This is a genomic window from Arthrobacter paludis, from assembly GCF_056782315.1.
The window spans coordinates 18678-40617 of the sequence record NZ_JBXAEW010000021.1 but is presented as its reverse complement, the minus strand read 5'-3'; the positions used below and the strand labels follow the sequence as shown (position 1 = coordinate 40617).

22 protein-coding genes and 1 riboswitch are annotated in these 21940 nt (G+C 74.9%); of the genes, 7 read left to right on the top strand and 15 right to left on the bottom strand.

The window, feature by feature from the left end; translation table 11 throughout:
- Nucleotides 1-22 precede the first annotated feature (22 nt).
- From AC1Q5D_RS15875 to AC1Q5D_RS15835, 9 genes are all read right to left on the bottom strand, one after another.
- Nucleotides 23-2359, bottom strand: coding sequence for an FdhF/YdeP family oxidoreductase (locus tag AC1Q5D_RS15875; protein ID WP_481739430.1), 2337 nt, complete (start codon nt 2357-2359; stop codon nt 23-25).
- A 38-nt stretch (nt 2360-2397) separates the two neighbouring features.
- A complete protein-coding gene (gene fdhD, locus AC1Q5D_RS15870; protein WP_481739429.1) occupies nt 2398-3234 on the bottom strand; it encodes a formate dehydrogenase accessory sulfurtransferase FdhD in 837 nt (278 codons plus the stop codon).
- Nucleotides 3235-3289: 55 nt separating this feature from the next.
- A complete protein-coding gene (locus AC1Q5D_RS15865; protein WP_481739428.1) occupies nt 3290-4474 on the bottom strand; it encodes a molybdopterin molybdotransferase MoeA in 1185 nt (394 codons plus the stop codon).
- Nucleotides 4471-4779 (bottom strand): DUF6457 domain-containing protein, encoded by a 309-nt coding sequence (locus AC1Q5D_RS15860; RefSeq protein ID WP_481739427.1) that lies wholly within the window; start codon nt 4777-4779, stop codon nt 4471-4473. Before AC1Q5D_RS15860 ends, AC1Q5D_RS15865 begins: the two co-directional genes overlap by 4 nt.
- 1 nt (nt 4780) lies before the next feature.
- A complete protein-coding gene (locus tag AC1Q5D_RS15855) occupies nt 4781-5467 on the bottom strand; it encodes an NTP transferase domain-containing protein (protein ID WP_481739426.1) in 687 nt (228 codons plus the stop codon).
- Nucleotides 5464-5961: an HNH endonuclease gene (locus tag AC1Q5D_RS15850; protein WP_481739425.1), complete on the bottom strand. Its 498-nt coding sequence runs from the start codon at nt 5959-5961 to the stop codon at nt 5464-5466. Before AC1Q5D_RS15850 ends, AC1Q5D_RS15855 begins: the two co-directional genes overlap by 4 nt.
- Before the next feature lie 200 nt (nt 5962-6161).
- Complete coding sequence (locus AC1Q5D_RS15845) at nt 6162-7001, bottom strand: C40 family peptidase (protein WP_481739424.1); 840 nt, start codon at nt 6999-7001, stop codon at nt 6162-6164.
- 3 nt (nt 7002-7004) lie between these two features.
- A riboswitch (cyclic di-AMP (ydaO/yuaA leader) is annotated at nt 7005-7168 on the bottom strand.
- Between the two features lie 147 nt (nt 7169-7315).
- A complete protein-coding gene (locus AC1Q5D_RS15840) occupies nt 7316-8302 on the bottom strand; it encodes a M23 family metallopeptidase (RefSeq protein WP_481739423.1) in 987 nt (328 codons plus the stop codon).
- A gap of 222 nt (nt 8303-8524) precedes the next feature.
- Nucleotides 8525-9214 carry an iron-dependent transcriptional repressor DtxR gene (locus tag AC1Q5D_RS15835; RefSeq protein ID WP_481739422.1) on the bottom strand — a complete coding sequence of 230 codons (690 nt, stop codon included), beginning with the start codon at nt 9212-9214 and terminating at the stop codon, nt 8525-8527.
- A 166-nt stretch (nt 9215-9380) separates the two neighbouring features.
- Between AC1Q5D_RS15835 and serC the strand changes: the two genes are divergently transcribed.
- On the top strand, nt 9381-10502 hold the full coding sequence (serC, locus tag AC1Q5D_RS15830; RefSeq protein WP_481739421.1) for a phosphoserine transaminase: 1122 nt from the start codon (nt 9381-9383) through the stop codon (nt 10500-10502).
- 88 nt (nt 10503-10590) lie between these two features.
- On the opposite strand, the gene AC1Q5D_RS15825 is transcribed toward serC, so the two are convergent.
- A complete protein-coding gene (locus tag AC1Q5D_RS15825; RefSeq protein ID WP_481739420.1) occupies nt 10591-11310 on the bottom strand; it encodes a DUF3027 domain-containing protein in 720 nt (239 codons plus the stop codon).
- Between the two features lie 3 nt (nt 11311-11313).
- The gene (locus AC1Q5D_RS15820; RefSeq protein WP_481739419.1) at nt 11314-11697 is read right to left on the bottom strand and encodes a cold-shock protein; all 384 of its coding nucleotides are present in this window, start codon (nt 11695-11697) and stop codon (nt 11314-11316) included.
- Nucleotides 11698-11874: 177 nt separating this feature from the next.
- Here AC1Q5D_RS15820 and AC1Q5D_RS15815 point away from each other — a divergent pair, with 177 nt between their 5' ends.
- The 5 genes from AC1Q5D_RS15815 (at nt 11875) to AC1Q5D_RS15795 (ending at nt 15763) form a co-directional block, all read left to right on the top strand.
- Complete coding sequence (locus tag AC1Q5D_RS15815; RefSeq protein ID WP_481739418.1) at nt 11875-12102, top strand: hypothetical protein; 228 nt, start codon at nt 11875-11877, stop codon at nt 12100-12102.
- A 60-nt stretch (nt 12103-12162) separates the two neighbouring features.
- Nucleotides 12163-12873, top strand: a complete 711-nt coding sequence (locus AC1Q5D_RS15810; protein WP_481739417.1) for a response regulator transcription factor — start codon at nt 12163-12165, stop codon at nt 12871-12873.
- A gap of 9 nt (nt 12874-12882) precedes the next feature.
- On the top strand, nt 12883-14376 hold the full coding sequence (locus AC1Q5D_RS15805) for a sensor histidine kinase (RefSeq protein ID WP_481739416.1): 1494 nt from the start codon (nt 12883-12885) through the stop codon (nt 14374-14376).
- Between the two features lie 118 nt (nt 14377-14494).
- On the top strand, nt 14495-14785 hold the full coding sequence (locus AC1Q5D_RS15800; RefSeq protein WP_481739415.1) for a WXG100 family type VII secretion target: 291 nt from the start codon (nt 14495-14497) through the stop codon (nt 14783-14785).
- Nucleotides 14786-14869: 84 nt separating this feature from the next.
- Entirely contained in the window at nt 14870-15763 is an 894-nt protein-coding gene (locus AC1Q5D_RS15795) for a DUF4031 domain-containing protein (protein ID WP_481739414.1), read from the top strand.
- A gap of 68 nt (nt 15764-15831) precedes the next feature.
- Here AC1Q5D_RS15795 and groL read toward each other — a convergent pair whose 3' ends face one another.
- The 3 genes from groL to AC1Q5D_RS15780 all read right to left on the bottom strand — a co-directional run bounded on the left by groL (nt 15832) and on the right by AC1Q5D_RS15780 (nt 18787).
- Nucleotides 15832-17460, bottom strand: a complete 1629-nt coding sequence (gene groL / locus AC1Q5D_RS15790; protein WP_481739413.1) for a chaperonin GroEL — start codon at nt 17458-17460, stop codon at nt 15832-15834.
- A gap of 290 nt (nt 17461-17750) precedes the next feature.
- Nucleotides 17751-18416, bottom strand: coding sequence for a LytR C-terminal domain-containing protein (locus tag AC1Q5D_RS15785; protein ID WP_481739412.1), 666 nt, complete (start codon nt 18414-18416; stop codon nt 17751-17753).
- A gap of 68 nt (nt 18417-18484) precedes the next feature.
- A complete protein-coding gene (locus AC1Q5D_RS15780; RefSeq protein WP_481739411.1) occupies nt 18485-18787 on the bottom strand; it encodes a DUF3263 domain-containing protein in 303 nt (100 codons plus the stop codon).
- Between the two features lie 252 nt (nt 18788-19039).
- Here AC1Q5D_RS15780 and AC1Q5D_RS15775 point away from each other — a divergent pair, with 252 nt between their 5' ends.
- Entirely contained in the window at nt 19040-19693 is a 654-nt protein-coding gene (locus AC1Q5D_RS15775) for a uracil-DNA glycosylase (protein WP_481739451.1), read from the top strand.
- 10 nt (nt 19694-19703) lie between these two features.
- On the opposite strand, the gene AC1Q5D_RS15770 is transcribed toward AC1Q5D_RS15775, so the two are convergent.
- A complete protein-coding gene (locus AC1Q5D_RS15770; protein WP_481739410.1) occupies nt 19704-21827 on the bottom strand; it encodes a threonine/serine exporter family protein in 2124 nt (707 codons plus the stop codon).
- Nucleotides 21828-21940 lie beyond the last annotated feature (113 nt).

Sequence of the window (21940 nt, the reverse complement as noted above, 5' to 3'; positions counted from 1 at the left end):
CCTTCCGTGGCGCCCCGGCGCCCTAGGACATCACCTTGCGGTCGTCGAACGTCTCGGACGGCTCGCGCGTGTGCGGCACAAAGCGCACCATCATCGCCTTGTAGCCCGGCGTGTTGGACTCGCGGGCGACGAGGCCGCGGTGCACGAGCGCGTTGGCCTCCGGGAAGTACGCGGCGGCGCACCCGCGGGCCGTCGGGTAGGCGACCAGGCGGAACCGGTTGGCCCGCCGCTCGGTGCCCGAGAACGTGGAGATGACGTCCACGAGCTCCCGGTCCTGGTAGCCGAGGTGCTCCAGGTCCTCGGGGTGCACCAGGATGACCCGGCGGCCCTCGGAGATGCCGCGGTACCGGTCGTCGAGCCCGTAGAAGGTGGTGTTGTACTGGTCGTGGCTGCGCACCGTCTGCAGGATCAGGTGGTCCTTCGGCGCCACGAGGTACTCGAGCGGGCTGACGGTGAACCGGGCGCGGCCGATGTCCGTCGCGAAGGTGCGCGTGTCGCGCGGCGGGTTGGGCAGCACGAACCCGTTGCGGGTGCGCACGCGCCGGTTGAAGTCCGCGAAGCCGGGCACGACGCGCGCGATGTGGTCGCGGATGACGTCGTAGTCCTCGGCCATCGCCCGCCAGTCGACGGCGTGGCCCGGCCCGAACACGGCCTCGGCGAGGCGCGCGATGATCACGGGCTCGGCCAGCAGGTGCTCGGACACCGGCTTCAGGCGGCCCTGCGTGGACTTGACGACCGACATCGAGTCCTCGACGGAGAGGAACTGCGGGCCGCCCGGGTGCTTGTCGTCCCGGTCGGTCCGGCCGAGCGTCGGCAGGATGATCGACGTGCGCCCGTGGACCACGTGGGAGCGGTTCGGCTTCGTGGAGACGTGCACCGTCAGCCCGGCGCGCTGCATGCCGGCCTCGAGCGCCTCCGTGTCGGAGCAGGCGAGCGCGAAGTTGCCGCCGAGGGACATGAACACGTCGACATCGCCGTCCTCGAACGCCTTGACGGTCTCCGTGGAGTCGTAGCCGTGGGGGCGCGGGCTCGCGATGTTGAACTCGGCGTCGAGGGAGGCCAGCCACTCCTCCTTCGGCTTCTCCCAGATGCCCATGGTGCGGTCGCCCTGGACGTTGGAGTGCCCGCGGACGGGGCACGCGCCGGCCCCGGGCTTGCCGAAGTTGCCCTGCAGCAGGAGGAGGTTGACGATCTCCTTGAGCGTGTCCACGGAGTGCGGCTGCTGGGTCAGGCCCAGCGCCCAGCAGATGATGGTGCCCTTGGACTTGGCGAGCAGGCCGGCGATGGTGGAGATCTCGAGCCGGGACAGGCCGGTGGCCTCCTCGGTCGCGTCCCAGTCGATCTCAGAACGGGCCTCGCGGTAGGCCTCGAACCCCTCGGTTTGCGCGTCGACGAACGCCTGGTCGACGACCGTGCCGGGGCGGCGCTCCTCCTCCTGGAGCAGCAGGTGCCCGAGGGCCTGGAAGAGGGCCAGGTCGCCGCCGACGCGGATCTGCAGGAACTCGTCCGCGATCTGCGACCCGGAGCCGACGACGCCCTCGACGGTCTGCGGGTCCTTGAAGTTCAGCAGCCCGGCCTCGGGCAGCGGGTTCACGGCGACGACCTTCGCCCCGCGCTTGCGGGCGTCGGCGAGCGCGGAGAGCATCCGCGGGTGGTTGGTCCCCGGGTTCTGGCCGACGACCATGATGACCTCGGCGTGGTCGAAGTCCTCGAGCGAGACCGTCCCCTTGCCGATGCCGATGGTGGGGTTCAGCGCGGAGCCGGAGGACTCGTGGCACATGTTGGAGCAGTCCGGCAGGTTGTTGGTCCCCAGCGAGCGGGCGAACAGCTGGTACAGGAACGCCGTCTCGTTGGCGGTGCGCCCGGACGTGTAGAACACGCAGCGGTCCGGCGTGGTCGCGTTGATGTGCTCGGCGATGGTGGAGAACGCCTCGGCCCACGGGACGGGCCGGTAGTGCTCCTCGCCCTCGCGGATCATCATGGGCTCGGTGATGCGGCCCTGGTTGCCGAGCCAGTACTCGGTCTTGCCGCGCAGCTCGGAGATCGGGTGGGCGGCCCACCAGGCGGCGTCGGCCGTGCGGGTGGTGTTCTCCTCGGCGAGGGCCTTGGCGCCGTTCTCGCAGAACTCGGCGGGCTTGCGCGCGCCGGTGATGGACTCGGGCCAGGCGCAGCCGGGGCAGTCGACGCCGTGGCGCTGGTTGACGCGGAGCATGGAGCGCAGGGTCCGGGCGACGCCGGCCTGCTCGTAGCCGCGCTCGAGCGCGACCATGACGGCCTTGACGCCAGCCGCGGAGGTCTTCGGCGGCGCAACCTCCAGCCGGTCCTCGTTGATGTCATCGATGGGTGCACTGCGCCGCATGGTGCGCCTCCTGGTGTCCGGGCCGCCCACGCTGGCGGCTACGCCGTCGCCCCCCGGATCCGCTCCGGGTGCGTGTATAGGTTCACGCTACTACCCCTGCTGAAGCCCGCAAGGGTGAGCCCCTCGCGGTCCGCCAATTGGACGGCAAGTGACGACGGGGCGCTCACGGCGGACAGCACCGGGATGCCGGCGAGCCGCGCCTTCTGGACGAGTTCGAACGACGCGCGCCCGGAGACCTGCAGGACCGTGTCGGAGAGCGGGAGCCGCCCCTGGCGCAGCGCCCACCCGACCGCCTTGTCGACGGCGTTGTGGCGCCCGACGTCCTCGCGGAGGCAGAGGAGGGTCCCGTCGGTGGCGAAGAGGCCGGCCGCGTGCACGCCGCCGGTCTTGCCGAACAGCGCCTGGTGCTCGCGCAGGGTGTCCGGCAGCGCCAGGAGCGTCTCGAGGTCCAGGTGGCCGCCGTCGGGGTCCAGGGGCAGGCGCGCGGACTTGGCGACGGCGTCGAGCGACGCCGTGCCGCAGATGCCGCAGGAGCTGGTGGTGTAGACGTGCCGGTCCAGGGACGGGTCCGGGACGGCGGCGCCGGGTCCGAGCCGCGCCTCGACGACGTTGAACGTCTGGCGCCCCTCCTCGTCCTCGCCGGCGCAGAAGCGCAGGCTCTCCAGGTGCCCCTGCTCCCAGACGACCCCCTCGCCGACGAGGAAGCCGGCCACGAGGTCGAAGTCGTCGCCGGGCGTGCGCATGGTGACGGAGAAGGCGCGCTGGCCCAGCCGGATCTCCAGGGGTTCCTCGGCCGCGAGCGTCTCCTCGCGCCGTCGCGCGGCGCCCTGGGCCGTGACGCGCAGGGCGCGGGTGCGGGTCGTCAACCTGCCCACGGGGCCGCCTCCTGTCGGTGTTTCGGCGGCCTCCGGCGGCCGCCCTCGGGGGAGGCTACCACGGCAGCGGCAGCCACGGGACGGGCGTCCCGGCCCGGGCGCCGCCGGGCGGGACGACGAGGACGGCGTCCGCCCCGGCGAGGCCGCGCATCATGGCGGACCCGGTGTGTTCGGAGGGCACGAGGGCGCCGGCCCCAGCCCACCGGGCCGGAACCAGGCGGTGGCCGCCGCGCCCGCCGGGCAGCTCCTCGCCGGCCAGGGCCAGCCCGGGTGCCGACGGCCCGGCGCCGGCCGCGCCGCGGAGCACGGGCTCGAGGAGGGTGGCGACGGCCATGAGGGCGGCCAGTGGGTTGCCGGGCAGTCCGACCAGCAGCCGCCCGTCCGGCAGCCGGGCGAGGAGCGCGGGGTGGCCGGGGCGCATGGCGACGCCGTCGACGACCGCGTCGGCGCCGAGCGCGTGGGCGACGGGGCGGATGTGGTCGGCCGGCGAGTTCCCGGTCCCGCCCGTGGTGACGACGACGGCGGCGCGCCGCGCCTCGGGCCCGTCGAGGGCGTCGCGCGTGGCGGCGGCGTCGTCGCCGATCCGCACCGTCCCGGCGACCGTCCCCCCGAGCCCGGCCACGCACGCCGGCAGCACGGGGCCGAAGCTGTCGCGAACCTGGCCCGCCACCGGCAGCCCACGTGTGAGGACCTCGTCGCCGGTGTAGACGAGCCGCACGGGCGCCGGCGGGGACGTCGGCAGCGTGTCGTGCCCGGCGACGGCGGCGGCGGCGACGGCCCCGGGCGTGATGCGGGCGCCGGCGGGGACGAGGACCTCCCCCGCCGCGGCCTCGCGTCCGGCCGGGCGGATGTCCGCGCCCGGCGCCGGGTCGTCCTCGGCGCGCAGCCCGGTCCCGTCGGGGCGGCCGCGCTCGCGGCGGAGCACCGCCGTCGCGCCCTCCGGCAGCGCGCCCCCGGTGAGGATCGGGACGGCGTCGCCGGGGGCGAGCGGCGCGGGGCGCCCGTGGCCGGGCGGGGCGGGGCGCAGCCGCCACGGGCCGGGGCCGGCGACGGCCCACCCGTCCATGGCGGACGACGCGTAGTGGGGCAGGTCGGCCAGCGCGCGCACGTCCGCGGCGGCGAACCGGCCCGTGGCCTCGGCGAGCGGCGTCTCGGCGGCCGCCGGCAGCAGCGGGCGGAGCGCGGCGCCGGCCGCGTGGGCCGCGGCGCGCGCCGCGGCCCAGTCGGCGTCGCGGATCAACGGGCGTCGTCGCCCGGGGCGGGCTCGGGTGCGCCGGCGTCCTCCTGGGCGCGCCGGGCGATGACCGTGCGGGCCAGGCGGAGGGCGGAGTCCACGCAGTCGGCCTCGGCGGCCATCCCGTGCCCGGCGGCGAGCCCGGCCGCGTACCCGGCGATGAACGTGGTCAGCGGCGCCGCGGGCCGGACGACGGTGTGCGCGGCCTCCCCGGCGAGGCCCAGGATCCGGTCGATGTCGACCGGGGCGTCGGGGATCTCGTAGGCCTCCAGCAGCCGGCGGGTCCACTCGTCGAGCTCGGGCTGGGCCACGTCATCCTCCTGGTCGGCGCTCTCGGCCGTCGGGGCCCGGACGGGCGATCCCCGCCCGGCCGGCGTCCTCCCACGTGTCGACGTCGTCGAACGGGGTGTCCGGCATCGGGAGCCGGACCATATGCACCATAGCAAGCAGACGCATCATCGACGCGTGCTCGATGCCCCCGCGCTCGCGCGCGTCGGCGACGGCCCCGGCCAGCGCGGGGGCGGCGACGGCGCAGCACAGCGGCTGCAGGCGGCCGGAGGCGTCGACCGGGACCCACGCCGCGTCCTCGCGGTAGCCGGCCCGGGCGGCCTCGAGCACGCGCCCCGTGGCCGGGCCGGGCTCGACGAGGTCCGCGGCGAGCACGAGCACGAGCGGCGCCGGGCCCTCCCCCGCGGGGCGGTCGGCGGCGAGCGCGTCGAGGCCGGCCGCGACGGCGGCGGCCGGGCCCCCGAACGGCGGATCCTCGCGGGTGAGCAGGGCGCGCTGGGCGGGCACGGCCGGGGCGAGGCCGTCGGGCCCCACCACGACGGTGCGCCGGGCTGCGGCCGCCGCGGCGAGCGCGTGGCCGAGCAGCGTCCCGCCCCCGTGCTCGAGCAGGGGCTTGGCGACGCCGCCGAGGCGGCTGCCGCGCCCGCCGGCGACGATGACGGCGTCGAAGGCCGCGGGCGTGCCGCCCGTCCCCTCGGACCGGCCCGTCACGCGGCCGCCGGGTCGAGGAACTCGCCCCAGGCCGGGGCGGGCTTCTCCAGGTCGGGGAGGTTCCACAGGGGCCCGCGGGGGGCCCTGGGCACGGTGCGCAGCGTCCAGCCGAGCTGGTGCGGCGTCCGGGCGCCCTTGAAGCCGTTGCAGCGCAGGCAGCACGCGACCAGGTTCTCCCACGTGTCCCCGCCGCCGCGGGAGCGCGGGACGACGTGGTCGACGGTGGCCGCCGACCGGCCGCAGTACGCGCAGCGGTGCCCGTCCCGGCGCAGGACGCCGCGCCGGGTGGGGCGGGCGGCCGGGCGGTGCGGGAGGCGCACGTAGCGGTTGAGCAGGATCACGGACGGGCGCCCGAAGACCGCGTCGGGGCAGACGACCGGCTCGCCGTCCTCGGCCAGGACGCTGGCCTTGCCGGCCAGCACGAGCACGAGGGCGCGGCGGAACGTGACCACCGCGAGCGGCTCGTATCCTGCGTTCAACACCAGGGTGCGCATACGCGTTCCTTGCGTCCGGACGGGGCCTCGTCCGGTCCGGCCGGCGCTGCGGCGGCCCCGTGGTGGGCTTACGGACCATAGCCTAAACCCCGAGCGGCCCCCGTCGGTGTGGCGCGCCCCACAGCCGGGCGTGTCCGGCCCCGGAAACGCCGGAGGGGCCCCGCGGTGCGGGGCCCCTCCGGGCGCGGTTCTCGTCTCGGCTAGCCGACGTAGGTGTAGTAGCCGTAGAGCGGGTTGCGGGTGACGTTGTGGCTGAACGTGTCGACGCTCGGGTTCTGGGCGCCGATCATGCGGCCCCCGCCCAGGTAGATGCCGACGTGGCCGCCGCCGTTCTGGAACACCAGGTCGCCCGGCTTCGGGTTGCTGGTGCGGACGAAGTCGCCGGAGGCGAGCAGGGCGGACGTGCCGCGGGCGACGTCGATGCCGGCCTGGTTGTAGACGTACTTGACGAAGCCGGAGCAGTCCCAGCCGGCGGGCGTGTTGCCGCCCCAGACGTACGGAACGCCCTCGTACTGCGCGGCGATGGCGGCGATGCCGGACAGGTTGGAGCTGACCGGGGCCGGCTCCGGCTCGGGGGCGGGCGCGGGCTCGGCGACGGCCTCGGTCCGGTTCTCGCGGGTCACCGGGGCGACGGACTCGGTCTCGACCTCCGCCTCGGCCTCGTTGGCCGTGGACACGACGACCGGCTCCGGCTCGGGCTCCGGCTCCGGGGCGGGCGCGGAGACGATGGCCGGGCGCTCGATGGCGAGGTCGGCGTCGGCGTCGGCGGAGACCTTCACGGCGGCGACGGTGACGTTGCCGGCGGCGGTCGCCTTGGAGTTGGCCGCGACGTCGGCCGGGGCCTGGGCGGCCTCGCGGACGGCGGGCGCACCCTGGGCGGGGACGCCGAGGGTCAGGACCAGGCCGGAGGCGGCGGCGATGACCGCGGCCTGGCGGCCCACGGAGCCGGCGTTCGAGGCGACGGCCTTCGAGATCGACTCCAACGGGTTGGTGCGAACGGGAGTCGCGCGGTGGCGACCCAGGGCTTGGCGCTTGGACACGTGGTTACCTCTCCCTTTGCCTGCGAGGTGAGCTGTCGGGTTCGAGTGGGAGTCACTCGGCACACGTCGAGACAGGGCTGTCTGTGCGCTTAACCCCAAGGGCCCTCTGTAGGGACCCACAAAGTGGTTCCCCCGCCACTGCCGGATTTGCTTGGCGAACGGACCCCGGACGGCGGCAGTGCTCGGCATTCCGACCGGGGGTGCCGGACCCTTGGGCGGTCCGGCACGACGACGAGCCTATCTGAAGGGAATCCAAAAGTCACATTCAGATCACGGTTGTGTATGTTTCCGGTGACTTTCGGAGCTGTGGAGGGCTAGAGCCAGCCCGCCGGGTCGACGGCCTCGCCGTCGATGAGGACCTCGAAGTGCAGGTGGCAGCCGGTCGAATTGCCGGTCGTGCCGCTCAGTGCCACGACGTCGCCCCGCTCGACCTTCTCCCCCACCGAGACCTTCAGCGCGGAGTTGTGGTTGTACGTGGTCTGCAGGCCGTTGCCGTGGTCGATCCGCACGCGGTTGCCGGAGTGCCCGGCGTAGGCGGCCTGCACGACCTTGCCCTCCGCGGAGGCCTTGACCGGCGTCCCGCACTGGATGCCGTAGTCCTGCCCGATGTGCGGCACCGTCCCGCCGCCTCCCCACGGGTCCGGCCGGTGGCCGAAGCGCGAGGTGATGCGGACGGTGTCCAGGGGCTGCGCGAGCATGCCGCCGGTGTCGACGGTGGTGACGTCCCCGCCCGCGGCGGAGAGGACGTGGTCCATCTTGTCGTCGTCGCTGTAGGAGCTCGTCACGGACGCCCGGGCGATCGTGTAGTCCTCGCTCGGGGCGACCTGGACGTCGGCCACGGGGCCGGTGGTGTGCGCGACGCGCGCCTCTGCCTCCGGCGCGCTGCCGGCCGGCCAGGCCGCGGCGAGGGCCAGCCCGGAGACGGCGGCGGCCGCGGCGGCCAGGTGGTGCACGGCGCGGCGGGGGCGCGGCGCGGGGAGGTGGACGACGGCGGCGGCCTCCGCGGCGTCTTCGGCCACGGCGGGCGCGGCCTCCGCGGCTGCCTGGGGCTGGCGCGCCTCGGCCGTGGACGGCCCGTAGCGCATGGAGGTGGTAAAGCGGCGCGCGGCGGTGTCGGCCGGCGCCGCCTGCGTCCCGGCGAGGGCCTCGGCCAGCGACGACGGATGGGCGGAACGGTGCCCGGCCTCGGCCTGGCGCGCCGCGCGGCGACCGGAGGGGGCGGTCGGCGCGGCGGGGCTGGCGGCGGGCACGCCGTCCGGGTTCGCGGCACGGCGGCGCCCCGGGAACTTCTGCTCAGTCAATGGAAACCTCTCCTGCCGCCCGCGAGGCGATCCGGCACAGGGAGAGCCGGCGGGAGTCAACGGCCCAGGGGGGCCGGAGGGATGCCTCACCCTGCCGGTGAACGGTGAACGACTCCGGCCCGCCGGCAGGGAAGGGCGGTACGGACCGGACGGAGCGGACGAGTCCACTCCGTCATCAAACGTACCGGAGTCCGGCGAAAAGTAATAATTCCGTGATCTGGCTCAGCGCGCCACGAAGATGTGCGCGCTCACTTCGGGGGGCAGTTCCAGGGCCCCCTCCACCCCCTGCACGCGCACCAGCGTGTACCCGCCGCTGGCCTCCAGCGTGACGACCGCGCCCGGGCGGATGCCGCCCTCGTCCAGCTGCGCCAGCAGTTCCGGGTCCACCTGGATCGTCTCGGCCAGGCGCAGGACCTCGACCGGGCCGGTGTTCCCCGCCTCCAGGGCCGCGTCGAGGTTCTGGACCCCGGCGACGAAGCCGGCGGCGGAGGAGCCGCCGAGGGCCTCCAGCCCGGGGATCGGGTTGCCGTAGGGCGAGTCCGTGGGTCGCCCCAGCAGTTCGTAGAGGCGCTGCTCCACCCGCTCGCTCATGACGTGCTCCCACCGGCAGGCCTCGTCGTGGACGTACTCCCAGTCGAGCCCGATGACGTCGGAGAGCAGGCGCTCGGCGAGCCGGTGCTTGCGCATGACCTCGGTGGCCCGTAGGCGCCCCTGCTCCGTCAACTCGAGGTGCCGGTTCGGGGAGACCACGACGAGCCCGTCGCGCTCCATGCGGGCGACGGTCTGGGAGACGGTCGGGCCGGAGTGGCCGAGGCGCTCGGCGATGCGCGCGCGCAGGGCGGTGATCTCCTCCTCCTCGAGCTCGAGGATCGTCCTGAGGTACATCTCCGTGGTGTCGATGAGGTCCGTCACGTCGGGCAGGCTCCTGTGGGGTGGTGGTTGGGGGAACCGGTGGGCACCACTCTACCGGCGTAAACAATGCGCGCCGGTTGGCGGCGCGGGCCGCCCCTGCGCGACGATGGGGGCGGCGCCGGGCGCCCGGCCCCGCCTCCCCACCGGCACGACAGGCAGGAACCCCATGACGGCTGACATCACCATCCCCTCCGACCTCCTTCCGGCGGACGGCAGGTTCGGCGCCGGCCCGTCGAAGGTCCGCGCCGCGCAGGTCGAGGCCCTGTCCGCCGCGGGGGCCCGCCTCCTCGGGACGTCCCACCGCCAGGCCCCCGTCAAGAACCTCGTCAAGAGCGTCCAGGAGGGCCTGCTCGAGTTCTTCCGCGCGCCGGAGGGCTACGAGGTGGTCCTCGGCGTCGGCGGCTCGACCGCGTTCTGGGACGTGGCCGCGTTCGGGCTCGTGGAGCGCAAGGCCCAGCACCTCTCCTTCGGCGAGTTCGGCTCCAAGTTCGCCAAGGCCACGGACCGCGCCCCGTTCCTGGACGCGTCCTCCATCCTCGAGGCCACCCCCGGCACCCGCCCGGAGCCGGTGGCCGAGGCCGGCGTCGACGTCTACGCCTGGCCGCAGAACGAGACGTCGACCGGCGTCGCCGCGCCCGTGCGCCGCGTCGAGGGCGCCGACCCGGGCTCCCTCGTGCTCGTCGACGCCACGAGCGCGGCCGGCGGCCTGGACGTGGACGTCGCGCAGTCGGACGTCTACTACTTCGCCCCGCAGAAGAACTTCGCCTCCGACGGCGGCCTGTGGCTGGCCCTGTTCTCCCCCGCCGCGCTGGAGCGCGCCGAGGCCGTGGCCGCGTCGGGACGCTGGGCGCCCGACTTCCTGAGCCTGCCGACGGCGATCGACAACTCCCGGAAGAACCAGACGTACAACACCCCGAGCCTGTCGACCCTGGTCACCCTGAACGCGCAGGTGGAGTGGCTGAACTCGAACGGCGGCCTCGCCTGGGCCGCCGCCCGCACGGCGGACTCCGCCGGCCGGGTCTACGAGTGGGCCGGGTCCTCCCCGGTGGCCCGCCCGTTCGTCGAGCGCGCCGAGGACCGCTCCAACGTCATCGTCACCGTGGACTTCGACGACTCCGTGGACGCCGCCGCGGTGGCCAAGGTCCTGCGCGCCAACGGCGTCGTCGACACGGAGCCCTACCGCAAGCTCGGCCGCAACCAGCTGCGCATCGCCACGTTCGTCGCCATCGAACCGGACGACGTGACCGCGCTGACCCGCTCGATCGACTACGTGCTCGAGCGCCTCTAGGTCCGCCCCGCGGCCCCGGGCACGCGAAAGGGTCCCGGCTCCCCTGGGGGGCCGGGACCCTTTCGCGTGCGCGGCGTGCCGGGTCGGGCTACGCCGGGCCGTCGTTCCGGGCCTGGTCCGCCGTCCCGGACCCGGCGGTGCGGCCGCTGGTCCGGCGGCGGCGCCGGCGCCGCTCGGGACGCTCGCCGGCCTCGGGGCCTGCGCCGCCGTCGTCCCCGGGCTCCGGGCCGCCGGCGGGGCCTTCGTCGCCTTCGGGGTGGCGGACTGCCGTGCCCGCCGGGACGGAGCCCTCCGGCCCGGCCGGGCTCCCGGCCGCGGCGGCCGGCTCCGGGGCGGGGGCGCCGCCGTCGTCCTTCGCGTCCGCGCCCCGGCTCCGGTCCGCGCCCGGCCCGCCGCCGGAGGCGCCGTCGTTGTCCCGGCCGCCGGCCGCCTCGCCGGCCTCGCCGGCCTGGCCGGCGGACTCCGCGGCCTCGGCCGCCCGCTGCGCCGCCAGCTCCTCGGGCCGCACGCGCTCGGACCACGGGACCCAGGCCGGCGACAGGAGCGCCGACGCGCCGGGCAGCAGCCCGGTCTCGCACACGGTGGCGACCTTGCCGCGCGGCACCCGGGCCAGGGTGGCGTACCACTCCCAGCCCCCATAGCCGGGCAGCACGGCCGCGAAGCGGTGGGTCACCAGCCGCTCCCCGTCGGGGACGGCGGAGACGTGCCCCCCGATCGCCGCCTCCGGCACGTCCTCGGCGAGCAGGGCCCGCCGGGCCGCGTCGGTCTCGGCGGCCAGCGCCGGGTCGAGTTTCGGTGTGCGCGCCATGGGCTAGGCGTCCAGGTCGTCGGCGACCGCGCGGAGGACCGCGGCGATCTTGGCGCCCTTGGCGGGGTCGGGGTAGTTGCCCCGGCGCAGGCCGTTGGAGATCCCGTCGAGCACCTTGATCAGGTCCTCGACGAGCACCGCGGTCTGCTCGGCGGGCTTGCGCTTGGCGCGGGCGACGGAGGGGCCGGCGTCGAGGATCCGCGCGGACAGGGCCTGCGCGCCGCGCCGCCCCTGCGCGATGCCGAACTCCATGCGCGTGCCGCTGCGCACCTCCCGCACGCCCGCGGGCAGCGCGGAGCTGGGGAGGTACACCTCCTGCCCGTCGTCGGTGACGAGGAACCCGAAGCCCTTCGCGGCCTCGTAGAACTTAACCTTGCCCTGTGGCACTGCTGTTGCTCCCTTGCGCTGTCATGCGTCGCCGCTTGCGGGCCCATCGCCCGGCGGCGGTACCGGATCCCGGGCGCGCCGGCCGCTCCGGCACCTGCCGGTGGGCACGCGGCGGCCCGGGGAAGTCTTCCGCCTAGCCTACGGCATCGCCCCGCGCGCGGCGGTACCCTATAGGGCGTGAACCCCGACCCCGCCGCCTCCCCCGCCCGCCGAGCGATCGTCACCGCGACGTGGGTCGTGGCCCTCGTGTCCCTCGCCTGCGTGGCGGCCATCCTCGCGGTGTACGCGGCCGAGGGAACGCCGTGGCCCGCGCTGGTGGCGGTCGGGCTGTACGGACTGCCGCTGGCCCTGGCCCTGCTGGCCGCCGCCGTCGTCCTCGCGGCGCGCGACCGGCGCCGCGCCTAGCCCCCACCCCTCCAGCGGGCGCACAGCAAACTCCCAGACTCCGGTTGGAGACTGGGAGCCATGACTGCCAAGACCCCGGAAGCGCGGCTGCTGGTCGTCGACGACGAGCCGAACATCCGCGAACTGCTCTCCACCTCCCTCCGCTTCGCCGGCTTCGAGGTCGTGGCCGCGGCGAACGGACGCGAGGCCCTCGCGGCCGTCGAGCGGGACCAGCCGGACCTGGCCGTCCTAGACGTCATGCTCCCGGACATGGACGGGTTCACCGTGACCCGCCGCCTGCGCGCCGCGGGCCGCCACTTCCCCGTCCTGTTCCTCACCGCCCGCGACGACACGGAGGACAAGGTCACCGGGCTGACGGTGGGCGGGGACGACTACGTCACCAAGCCGTTCAGCCTCGACGAGGTCGTGGCCCGCATCCGCGCGGTCCTGCGGCGCACGCACCCCCTGGGCGACGACGCCGCCGTCATCCGCGTCGACGACCTGGAGCTCGACGACGACGCGCACGAGGTGCGCCGCGCGGGCGAGGTCGTGGACCTCTCCCCCACCGAGTTCAAGCTGCTGCGCTACCTGATGATGAACCCGAACCGCGTCCTGTCCAAGGCCCAGATCCTGGACCACGTGTGGGAGTACGACTTCAACGGCGACGCGTCGATCGTCGAGTCCTACATCTCCTACCTGCGCCGCAAGATCGACGCGCGCGAGGACTGGCCGGCCATGATCCAGACCAAGCGCGGCGTGGGCTACCTGCTGCGTTCGGCCGACCGCCGCTAGGGCCCGCCGGTGCACCGGTTGTCGCGGCTCTGGCGCCGGGTCTCCCTGCGCTCGAAGCTCGTGGCCCTCATGGCCGTGCTCATGGCGTTCGGCGTGGCCGCCACGACCGTCGCCGCCTCCGTGTCCCTGCGGGCGACGCAGATCCAGCAGATGGACGCCGACCTGGGCGGCAACAGCACGCCGCTGGCGAACTTCATGTGGGGCGAGTGGCGCGACCGCGTCGCGGGGCAGGCGACGCCGCCCCCGGCGAACATCGAGCTCCTGCGCTACCACGGGACCCTGCGCGCCCCCGACGGACGCGTGCTCTACACGCTCTCGACCGACGACGACGCGCCGGTCCTGGGCAACCCCACGATCGAGGAGGTGGAGGACCGCGGCACGGCGGCGTTCGACGTGCCCGGGACCGCGCGCGGCTCCGACGGGTGGCGCGTGCGGATGATCCGCATGGAGAACAACTCCGCCTACATCACGATCGCCCTGCCGCTGTCCGACGTCAGCAAGACGGTGCGGTACACGGCCATCCTCGTGCTCACGAGCGGGCTGCTCGCCACCATGCTCATGTCCCTGGTCGCGTACGGCGTGGTCAGCCGCACCTTCCGGCCGCTGGTCCGGGTGGAGCGGACGGCGGCCGCGATCGCCGCCGGCGACCTGTCCCGGCGCGTCGAGGAGTACCCGCCGGAGACCGAGGTCGGGCGGCTGTCCCGCTCCCTCAACGCCATGCTGGCCCACATCGAGCACGCGTTCCGGGCCCGCGCCGCGTCGGAGCGGAAGATCCGCCGCTTCGTCCAGGACGCGAGCCACGAGCTGCGCACTCCGCTGGTCACGATCCAGGGGTACTCTGAGCTGTACCGCCACGGCGGGCTGCAGGACTCCGACCAGGTCGGCGTCGCCATGGGCCGGATCGAGGGCGAGGCCAAGCGGATGGGCCAGCTCGTCGAGGACCTGCTGACCCTCGCCCGCCTGGACGAGCACCGGCCGCTCGAGCGCCGGCCGCTGGACCTGCTGGTCCTGGCGACGGACGCGGTCGAGGACGCGCGCGTCAACGCGCCCGAACGGCGCGTGCGGCTGGTGGGGCTCGACGGCGGCCCCCCGGAGAGCGCGCCGACGAGCGGCGACGAGGCCCGGCTGCGCCAGGTCGTGTCGAACCTGATGACCAACGCCCTGCGCTACTCGCCCGAGGGCAGCGACCTGGAGATCGCGGTGGGCGTGATGCCGGTGATCAACGGCCGCTCCGACGCCGTCCTGGAGGTGCGCGACCACGGGCCGGGCATCTCGGAGGAGGACGCCGCCCGCGTCTTCGAGCGCTTCTACCGCGCCGACACGTCCCGCCAGCGGGAGACCGGCGGGACTGGCCTGGGCCTCGCGATCGTCGCCGCGATCGCCGCGCAGCACGACGGCTCCGTCCGCCTCACCGAGACCCCCGGCGGCGGGGCCACCATGTCGGTGCGCCTGCCGCTCGCCGCTCCCCCGGAGGACGACGGCGGGAACCGTCCCGCCCGGTAGTTATCCACATCGGGGCCCGGGCGGCCCCGCGCCCACCGCCGCGGGCATACGCTCGCGGGACACGGCGCGCCGGCGCCGTGCCGCCCCGGGGGGGCGGACGCCGACGAGGAGGGCAGCGATGGGCAGCTTCGCCACCAACACCGACGAGATGCGGTCCCGGGCCGCGGCCGTGCAGGGCACGATCGAGCGGCTGCGGGCCGAGGTCGACGCGATGCAGGCCGGCCTGCGGGAGCTCGAGGCGACGTGGCAGGGGGCCGCGTCCGCCAACTTCCAGGCCGTGGTCACGGACTGGCGGGCCACGCAGCAGCAGGTCGAGGCGTCGCTGGCCGGCATCAACGAGGCCCTGGCGCGCGCGACCGAGCACTACGAGCAGGCCGAGGCCGCCAACACGGTCATGTTCTCCCGCTAGCGGACCACCAAGCCGCCCGGCCGGACGATCCTTCCCCCGGCGTCCGGCCGGGCATCCCCCGGGCGCGGGCCGTACTCTGGGCGCATGGCCGTGTTCATCGATCCGCCCCGGTGGCCCGCCCACGGGACGCACTTCTCGCACCTCGTCTCCGACGCGTCGCTCGAGGAGCTGCACGGGTTCGCCCGGGCGGCAGGGCTCCCGTGCCGGGCCTTCGACCGCGACCACTACGACGTCGCCGCCGAACGGCACGCGGACCTCGTGGCGCGCGGGGCGGTGCCCGTCAGCGGCGGCGAGCTGGTGCGCCGGCTGGTGGCGAGCGGGCTGCGGGTGCCGGCCCGCCAGCGGCCGGAGCGGCTGCCGGGGGTCCTGGCGGACGCGTGGGAGCGGCTCGTTCCCGGAAGCCCGGGCGCCGGCCGCGAACTGATCCGGCGGTGGTCCGAACCGCACCGGCACTACCACGACCTGGCGCACCTGGAGTCGGTGCTGCACGCCCTGGAGCGGCTGGAGGGGGCCGGGGAACCGGCGGGGCCGCTGCCGCGGGCGGTCCGGCTGGCGGCCTGGCTGCACGACGCCGTGTACCAGGGGGTGCCGGGCCGGGACGAGGAGGAGTCGGCGGCGCTCGCGGAGACGCTCCTGCCGGCCGATGCCGTGCCGGGGGCCGAGCGCCGGGAGGCCGCGCGGCTGGTCCGGACCACGGCCGCCCACGACCCCGCAGCCGGCGACGACGCCGGGAGGCTCCTCTGCGACGCGGACCTCGAGGTCCTGGCCCGCCCGGGGCCGGCCTACCGGCGCTACGCGGAGGCCGTGCGCCGGGACTACGCGCACGTGCCGGACGCCGACTTCGCGGCCGGCCGCGCCCGGGTGCTCCGGGGGCTGCTGGAGCGCCCGCACCTGTACTCGACGCCGACGGCCCGCCGCTGGTGGGACGCGGCGGCGCGGTGGAACCTGGAGGCCGAGCTGCGCACGCTCGCCACATGACGGCGCCGGCCGCGGCCCCAGGACGGGGCCGCGGCCGGCGCGGTGTCGGTGCCTGTGCGGCGGACCGGCTAGAAGCCGCCCATGCCGCCCATCTCGTCGGCGCCCGGGGCCGCGGCGGCGGCCTTCTCGGGCTTGTCGGCGACGACGGCCTCGGTGGTGAGGAACAGGCCCGCGATGGACGCGGCGTTCTGCAGCGCGGAGCGGGTGACCTTCACCGGGTCGTTGACGCCGGCGGCCAGCAGGTCCTCGTACTCGCCGGTGGCGGCGTTGAGGCCGTGCGCGGCGGGCAGGCCCTTGACCTTGTCGGCGACGACGCCCGGCTCCAGGCCGGCGTTGAACGCGATCTGCTTCAGCGGGGCCTCAACGGCGACCTTGACGATGTTGGCACCGGTGGCCTCGTCGCCCTCGAGGGAGAGCTGCGCGAAGGCCTTCTCGCCGGCCTGGATGAGGGCCACGCCGCCACCGGCGACGATGCCCTCCTCGACGGCGGCCTTGGCGTTGCGCACGGCGTCCTCGATGCGGTGCTTGCGCTCCTTGAGCTCCACCTCGGTGGCCGCGCCCGCCTTGATGACGGCGACGCCGCCGGCGAGCTTGGCGAGGCGCTCCTGCAGCTTCTCGCGGTCGTAGTCGGAGTCGGAGTTCTCGATCTCGGCGCGGATCTGGTTGACCCGGCCGGCGATCTCGTCGGCGGACCCGGCACCCTCGATGATGGTGGTCTCGTCCTTGGTGACGACGACCTTGCGGGCGGTGCCCAGCAGGTCCAGGGTGGCGGTCTCCAGCTTGAGGCCGACCTCCTCGGCGATGACCTGGCCACCGGTGAGGATGGCGATGTCGGCCAGCATGGCCTTGCGGCGGTCGCCGAAGCCCGGGGCCTTGACGGCGACGGACTTGAAGATGCCGCGGATCTTGTTGAGGACCAGGGTGGCCAGGGCCTCCGCCTCGACGTCCTCGGCGATGATCAGCAGCGGCTTGCCGGACTGCATGACCTTCTCCAGGATCGCGACCATGTCCTTCACGGAGGAGATCTTGGAGTTGACGATGAGGATGTACGGGTCCTCGAGGACGGTCTCCTGGCGCTCGGCGTCGGAGACGAAGTAGGCGGAGATGTAGCCCTTGTCGAAGCGCATGCCCTCGGTCAGCTCGAGGTCCAGCCCGAAGGTGTTGGACTCCTCGACCGTGATGACGCCTTCCTTGCCGACCTTGTCCAGCGCCTCGGCGATCAGGCTGCCGATCTGGGGGTCGCCGGCGGAGATCGACGCGGTGGCGGCGATCTGCTCCTTGGTCTCGATCTCCTTGGCGGAGGCGATCAGCTCGGCGGTGACGGCCTCGACGGCCTTCTCGATGCCGCGCTTCAGGCTCAGCGGGTCGGCGCCGGCGGCGACGTTGCGCAGGCCCTCCTTGACCAGGGCCTGGGCCAGCACGGTGGCGGTGGTGGTGCCGTCGCCCGCGACGTCGTCGGTCTTCTTGGCGACCTCCTTGACGAGCTCGGCGCCGATCTTCTCGTAGGCGTCCTCGAGCTCGATCTCCTTGGCGATGGAGACGCCGTCGTTGGTGATCGTGGGCGCGCCCCACTTCTTCTCCAGAACGACGTTGCGGCCACGCGGGCCGAGGGTCACCTTCACGGCGTCGGCGAGGGTGTTCAGGCCCCGCTCGAGGCCGCGGCGGGCTTCCTCGTCAAATGCAATCATCTTGGCCATGGCGGCTGTGGTCCTTTCGGGACAGTCATGCGTACCGGTGGGCCGGAGGCAACGCCCGCGACGGACGGGGTCGGGGAAGGCGATTCGGTACGCCGGCCCCGGGGCCCCTCGCTGCGCCTGGCCCGGGTCACCGGGGAGCGCCTTAGCAGTCACGCTCCCCGAGTGCTAGGCCCAATCTTGGCACTCGACCCCGCCGAGTGCAAGCCGCCGCGGCGGGTTGCCGCCCCCGCGGCCGCGCGGCCCCCGGGAGGCGGGACGGGCGCTGCCCGGGCCCTCCGGGCGGGCGGGGCCTACGGGTAGTCGGTGCCGAGGACGGCGGCGACCTCGACCGGGATGTTGGAGGTCTGGTAGACGGTCCCGACGCCGAGCTGCGCGGCGACGTCCTCCGCGGTGGCGCGCGAGGCGTCGGAACGGTAGTAGACGGCGGAGAAGTCCTCGGTCCGCACCCAGTTGTCCGCTCCCACGGACGTGTAGCCCGCGCCCTGCAGCGTCGCCTGCCCCTGGCCGGCCAGTCCGTTGACCCCGGCCCCGTTGTAGACCCCGACCTGCAGCGATCGGTCCACGGTGGCCGGCTCCTCCGACTCGGTGGGCTCCGCGGACTCGGTCGGCTCGGCGGTCTCCGTAGGCTCCGCGGACTCGGTCGGTTCGGCGGATTCGGTGGGCTCCGCGGACTCCGTGGGTTCCGCGGACCCGGAACCCCCGCCCGGTTCCCCGGAGGACTGTCCCGCCGACGACGCGGCCGGGCTGGTGGCGGACGAGGCCGCGGTGGGCGTGTCGCTGCTTCCCGGAAGCAGGAAGAAGGACAGCACGCCGACCAGCAGGGCGAGGGCGCCGGCCCCGATCAGGACGCCGAGCCCCCGCCGCGTCGGCACGGTGCGCCCGGCCTCCCGGTGCACCCCCTGTCGGTCGGTGAACTCGGGGACCCGGTCGAACTCGTCGTTGGGGTACTTGCTCATCGCGCGTCAGTCCTCGGTGCTCGTGGGTCGAAGGGGTCGGTGGGCAGGTCGGTCGACGGCGGCGCGGCTCAGGCCTCGCCGGCCAGGCGCCGGGCGCTGCGGGCCCGGTGGCGCGTCGCCCGCTGGCGCCGCAGCCGCTTCACCAGCATCGGGTCGTGGGCCAGGGCCTCGTCGGTGTCGATGAGGGCGTTGAGCAACTGGTAGTAGTGGGCGGCGGAGAGGTCGAACAGGTCCCGGATCGCCTGTTCCTTGGCCCCAGCGTACTTCCACCACTGGCGCTCGAGGGCGAGCATGCGCTGTTCGCGCTCCCCGAGGGCGCTCCCGGCGTCGACGCTGAACTCCAGCCCGGCGGCTTCGGCTTCCACCCGCACCTTCCTCTCCGTTTCCGCGGCCCGCCGGTGCGCGGGCCACGGCTCCCATGTTAAGCGCCGAAGAACAGGCTTGTCATTTGGGCTCACCGGTGGAGGGGGCGGCACAATGGCCGCATGGACGTCCCGCAGCCGCAGCAGCCCCTGTTCGACGACGGCGCGGGCGCGGCGCCGGACGCCGGGGCCCCGCGCGGCGGCTCGGTGCCTGGCGCCAGGGCCCCGCGCGGGCCGGTGGCGCCGGACTGGGACCGGGCCATGGCGCCCGACTGGCGGGCGGCGCTGGAGCCGGCGGCCGGCCAACTGGCCGCGGTCGGCGAGCGCCTGCGGGAGCGGCACGCGGCAGGCGAGGTGATCCTGCCCGAGGCCCCGAACATCCTGCGCGCGTTCACGAGGCCCCTGGCGGACGTGCGGGTCCTCGTCGTCGGCCAGGACCCGTACCCGACGCCGGGGCACTCGATCGGGATGTGCTTCGCCGTCGAACGCCACGTCCGCCCCCTGCCGCGCAGCCTGGCGAACATCTACCGCGAGCTCGAGGACGACCTCGGCGTCCCCGCACCGCGCCACGGAGACCTCTCGGCCTGGGCCGACCAGGGGGTGCTGCTGCTCAACCGCGTGCTCACGGTGCGCGCCGGCGACTCGGGCTCGCACCGCTCCCTGGGCTGGCAGGCCGTGACGGACGCGGCCGTGTCCGCGCTGGTGGAGCGGGGAGGCCCGCTGGTGGCGGTCCTGTGGGGCCGGGACGCGCAGGCCATGGCGCCCCTGTTGGGCAGCGTGCCGGTCGTCGCCAGCGCGCACCCCTCCCCGCTGTCCGCCCGGCGGGGCTTCTTCGGGTCCCGGCCGTTCAGCCGCGTCAACCAGCTGCTCGCCGAGCAGGGCGCGCCGCCCGTGGACTGGTCGCTGCCCGGGTAGCGGCCCCGGCCTACCGGCGGCGGATCCGGCGCCGCTCGTGGCTGGCCCAGCCCTTGGTCAGCGGCCGGGCGATCGTGTCGCCCAGGACGATGCCCCCGGACATGGCCAGGATGACGGTCATGGCGTTGAACATCTGGATCAGGCCGACGCTGATCGTGCCGGCGTTGATCGTGATGTCGTACATGGCCCGGAAGATCGTCAGGCCGGGCAGCAGGTAGTAGGCGGCCGGGACGGCGACCACGAGCTGCGGGGCCCCGAGGCGCAGCGCGACCCAGCGTCCGGCGGCGCCGGCCACTACGGCCGCGACGGCCGGGGTGAGGCGGTCCCCCACCCCCGCGGCCTGCGCGAGGACGTACACGGCGTAGGAGAGCAGCCCGACGGCGGCGGTGGGCAGGGCCAGGCTGCGCGCGGTCTGCTCGTACACGGAGCCGTGGAGCAGCGCCACCCCCACGAAGACGGCGAGCAGCCACCCCGGATACGTGATGGCCCCGACCTGCGTGACGTCGAGGATGGGCAGCCCGAGGATCCCGGCCACGCCCAGCGCGGCCATGATCCCCCCGATGATGGCCCCGTACGTGATCAGGGCCGAGAAGAAGCGGCCCGCCGCGGTGACGGGGAAGCCGTTGATCGCGTCCTGGATCGCCGAGACGAACCGGGTCGAGGGCAGCAGCAGCATGATCCCGCCGGCCACGACGATCGACGGCTCGATCGGCACGGAGAGCGCCCACAGCAGCATGGCGATGCCGGTGACGTAGGCCGAGGCGAACATCGTGGAGAAGAAGTCGGGGACCCGCAGGCGCCCGAACGCGCGCATGACCTCCATGACGGAGTAGAAGGACGCGAACGCGATGACCGCACCGAGCCACGACCCCCCGGCGAACAGCACGAACGCGCCCGAGAACATGCCGCCGCCCGCCTGCGCCATCCACCGGGGGAAGGGCTTGGGCTGGCGCTGGATCTCCGCGAGCCGCTCCATGGCCTGGCCCCGCGTCAGCGTCCCGGCGACGATGTCCGAAACCAGCTGGTGCACCAGCGCCAGCCCCCCGAAGTTCCCGCTCCAGGAGCGCACGACGCGCAGGATGCTGATCGGGACCTGGTCCTCGGGGGCCCAGTTCAGGTGGATCGACTGGTTGGTGATGTCGACGTCGACGTGGCGCAGGCCCAGAGACGCGGTCACGGCGATGACGCTGGTCTCGACCTCCAGGGCGCCGGCGCCGAAGCGGAACATGGTCTCCGCCAGGTCCACCGTGAACTCGAGGGTGCGGCGCGCGGTGACGTCGTGCGTCTCGGCGATGACGCGGGGGTTCGCGTAGGGGCTGCCGATGAGCCGGTCCACGATCGAGAACGCCTGCGTGGGCGGCGACTCGGTCTGCCACAGGCGGGAGATGACGCGACGCGCGCCGGGCAGGTGGATCGATGGCCGCCGCCCGGCGGGCAGCCGGGTCGACGGCGGCGGCGGGCCGGGCGCCTTGGCCGGCGAGGGGGCCGAGGGCTCGGCGGGACGCGCCGGGACGCGGGGAATCGGGGCGGTGCGGGGGCCGGCCTCGCGCGCGGGCAGGGGCCGGGCCGGGGCCTCGACGATGGGCGTCTGCGCGGTCCGCGGGGCGTCCTCGGACGGGTAGGCGACCATGGACGCGCGGGCGATGGCCGGGTCGATGAGGCCGGTGGTGGGCGGCGGCTCGGGCGCGACGGTCGGCGCGAAGGGGATCTCGGCGCCCGGGTACGGCTCGCTCGGCGCGTGGGGCGCGGCGTCCGGCAGGTCGACGGCGTCCCAGTCCGGCTCCGTCTTGGAGCGGTCGTCCGGGGACCCCGGCAGCTCCACGCTGCCGGTGGGCAGGACGGCGGAGGTCCGCGGGCGCTCGGGCCCGTCCTCGGGCGCGGCCGGCTCCGGGGCCTCGAGCTCGTCGATGTTGATCCCGAGCGTCGGCGTCGCGCTGGGCGTGCCGGGGTGCAACGGCCCCTCGCCGTCGTCCTGCCCCGGCTCCTCCGCGCCGGACCCGGGGGTGTCGCCGGGGTGGGCGGCGGCGCGGTGCATCTCGCCCGTCGTGACGCGGCGGATGGGCCCCGCGTCGGGGTGCGGCTCGGACTCGGGGGTGCCGTGGTCGCGCGGCTCGGGAACGTCGCTGCCGGACACCGGACCTCCTGTTCTCGCTGCTGGGGTCCCGTCCACTGTACCGCCGCGCGGGGGCCTGTCGGGGTGCGTCCGGAGGGGCGTTCCACGGGGCGGCGGAATGCGTTCCGGGGCCG